We start from the raw sequence: 3310 nt of genomic DNA, 5'->3' as shown, positions 1-3310 counted from the left end.
CGCAGCGGCTGAGCTTAGTACCGTCGGGTGCTTGCCCTGAAATGATCGAGAGGAAAGAGCAATGTCTTTTGTAACGTCGCTAAAAATACTCTTTGAGTATTTCTTATCAGTCTTTATATGGTCATTTTTGAATCCGTTTGGATTAGTACAGACTTTGCGACAAACAGTGGGACAATACATAGCTATTAGTCGATCTGTCGTGAAAGGTGTCATGTACGATGACACTGTAACTTTTGTTCTGCCATTCGAAGGAACCTGGAAAGTTGCGAATGGTGGTATTCGTAAACAAACATCCCATTCGTGGGATATCGTAGGACAAAGGTATGCTTATGATTTTGTAGTGGTTGACGATGCCGGGAAAACATATCGAGGTTCTTCAAACAGCCCAGAAAACTATCTGGCTTTTGGAAAACCTATCCTTGCAGCATCCGATGGGGTCGTAGTGGATGTGCGGAATGACATCAAGGATTATCATCGAGCAGGAACGGGATGGGTAGATATAAAAACTCCTGATATACGTGGAAACTATGTCGTGATAAAGCACGACTCTGGTAAATACACTCTTTACGCCCATCTAAAAGCGGGTAGTATAACGGTAAAAAAAGGCGAAGCTGTTGTCACAGGACAGAAGATAGGAGAATGTGGGCATTCAGGACATTCTTCAGAACCTCACTTGCATTTTCAACTACAAGATAGGGCAGACTTTTATACTGCTATTAGTCTGCCCATAAAGTTTCGGAATTTTGAGCGTCTGGAAAATGATACCCAAGAATGTATTGAACTTGGATATATTGAAAAAGACCAGATGGTGCACAATGTCAATACCTGTTGTTCAGGAATACTGGAGACTGTAGACTTTATAAAACCCAAAATCTCAGACTTGGTATGGAGCACGTTTGTCTTATTCTTTACGGTTCTCGGAATTTTCGTAGTTGTGGTGCGAATTATCGAATTCATTTTGAACATATTATAAAGCGTCCAACCCACGCTTCCACCTGACGCTGCTCCGCTGCGCCTCGTGGCGCAGGTGAAGCACAAGCCGTTAGCCCGCTCTAAATCCAACGATAGAGGAGGGTTCCTAATGAAATGCCCGAAGTGTCAAACAGAGTTGCTTGAGGCTGCGTTGGGGCCTTTCGCACCATTACTCAAAGTGGTGAAGAAAGGAGACGCCTTCGCCGAAAAGACAGGAATCGGAACTGTGCTAAGAGGATCCGATATCAAGCCGTATTATTGCCCATCCTGTGGGTATCTTGAGTTCTATGTTGTAGAACCAGAAAGGCTAAAGTAGATAGCTAATCGTTGTGTGGCCAATGGACACGTGCAGTCGTAGCACCGATAGGTGGCGTCGGCTGGAAGCGCCTGTTGGGTAGTCTTGATAAGCCCCAATGCCCAGAATAGATTGCTGCAGTTTTGTAATTCTCCGAAAGGTTGCTGGGCAGTGGTCCTGTATCTCAGTATATAGAGCGGGCTAACCTGCGCTTCCAGCCGACCGCTTCGCTCGCTGCGCTCGCTTCGCGGCGGCTGAAGCGCAGGTCGTTATACGGCGCGTCACCAGCAGAATGCAAAGTGGCGTGTGCGATCTGTGTCGCGTTCAGGCACGTGCTTCTTGACGTCAACGCGCACGCAGCGTCGTGTGTACGGGTGCGTGTGGCGGGCGGGTGTGCGCGGCAGGGTGCGTTGGCTTTGCCCAATCCGCACGCCGCATAACAAGCGCATCCAGTCGAACGCCTTCGGCTCGATCCCGCGTGTCATCTTGTTTGCGGGCTTGGTGGTGTGGGATGCGGTACCTTGCGTGGGGCGGCTGAACCGCAAGCCGTTGGACGGCTGTATCTGGACAGTAGTATTCTGTAGTGGCAGAGTCACGTGGATCAAGCATTCAACAAGTTGCGCAAGCAGGCGAGTATTTTGTCGCGGCTGAACGAAACAAACGCGGTGCATTTGCCGTGACTGTTGCTGGAAATATGCCCAAGATCGACATCATTGCGTCCAACTGCGATGACAGCCGCACCGTTTACATTCAAGTGAAGACGAAGCGTGGTGGGAAGAACTGGCATTCAAGTATCGTTGATAGTCAGCCAATGTCTCCAAAAGCCGATGAAACTCACTTTTGGGTGTTTGTCAATTTGGGTGATACCAACACACCCCCACGCTGCTGGATTGTGCCAGAATGGTGGATAAAAGATAATATCTACAAAACACACCAGGCGTATCTAAACAAACACGGTGGAATACGTCCTGGGAATCCCGATTCAACGCACCACTCGATTGATGAGCGCAGACTTGAACAGTGGAAAGACCGTTGGGACATTCTCGGCATCTTTGGTTAAGCAGGAAGATCGTAGTGCAAGAAAAGCCGCAATTGCAAGGGTTTGCCCAACACGCGCATCCGGCCAACAGCGCTTCGCTCGCTCGCGACGGCTAATGCGCGAGCCGTTAGCCGTCTTCTTGAATTCAAGAGAGCAAGCAGGCATTGTTCGATAGGCATAACTGAGTAACGAACCGGGAGAATTGACTATGGGCTACATCCAAGACAATCTAATGCCGAACGAAAAGGTCCTTTTTACTGCCAATGTGCATCCTGCTGTGTTTTTACCTTCAGTGTTTTCTTTCGTAGTGAGCGTCGGCTTCGTTGTTTACGCCCTTATGACAGGTGGTAAAGGTGATATGACATCGGGGTTACTTGCGGGGTTCTTGTTGCTAACCGCCATATGGTTTTTCCTATCCTCGATTTTTCTAGGAGTTCAGGCGTTGATCATTCTCCTTACAACCGAATTTGCTGTCACGAACGAGCGTGTGATTGCCAACCTGTAATCATCTCACAGCAAAGAGAGGTTTCAAACCGTCGAAATGAAACGCCGACTGCGCCACCTCCGAAGGTACAGAACACTTTACGCCTGCCCTAGGGTCATGGCTCACAGAAAGGCAGCATCGTGATGAGCTAATGGTGGAAGCAGGAACGGTCGGGTTGTGCCGAGATAATGTGCCAATGACCCGCGAAGGATTTGAGACAATCCGTGACGACATCTTTCTAGCTGCTAAGTTGGCTGAATACCTTGACTTTCAGGCGACAGGCGAATCTATTCCTTGCTTGAGTCCACCCTGATGAAGTATCGCTCCCCGATGCGAAGGCTCGAAGACACACATAGATGTTGCTGCGGGCGTTGCTCGGCGCGAAGCTCTATCACTGTCTCGGTCGGAGCTTAACATGCTGACAGCACAGAGTTCGTCGCACATAGACGGTCTATGAGTAGTTGGCTCAACCTCTATCGGTTCATATCAGCACGCCAACGAGGACAGGGTTGAAACCTGC

3 protein-coding genes are annotated in these 3310 nt (G+C 49.1%); all 3 read left to right on the top strand.

Features of this window, described 5'->3' with window-relative positions; translation table 11 throughout:
* Positions 1–61 precede the first annotated feature (61 nt).
* The 3 genes from JE47_RS20845 (at position 62) to JE47_RS0119830 (ending at position 2811) form a co-directional block, all read left to right on the top strand.
* Positions 62–973 (top strand): M23 family metallopeptidase, encoded by a 912-nt coding sequence (locus tag JE47_RS20845; protein WP_051871227.1) that lies wholly within the window; start codon positions 62–64, stop codon positions 971–973.
* 877 nt (positions 974–1850) lie between these two features.
* Complete coding sequence (locus tag JE47_RS21980; protein ID WP_035420171.1) at positions 1851–2327, top strand: hypothetical protein; 477 nt, start codon at positions 1851–1853, stop codon at positions 2325–2327.
* 187 nt (positions 2328–2514) lie between these two features.
* Positions 2515–2811, top strand: a complete 297-nt coding sequence (locus tag JE47_RS0119830) for a hypothetical protein (protein WP_031461405.1) — start codon at positions 2515–2517, stop codon at positions 2809–2811.
* Positions 2812–3310 lie beyond the last annotated feature (499 nt).

This window comes from Chloroflexus sp. MS-G (genome assembly GCF_000735195.1).
GTDB lineage: Bacteria > Chloroflexota > Chloroflexia > Chloroflexales > Chloroflexaceae > Chloroflexus.
Note: the sequence above shows the minus strand (reverse complement) of the source record. Positions and strands in the feature narration are given on the sequence as shown.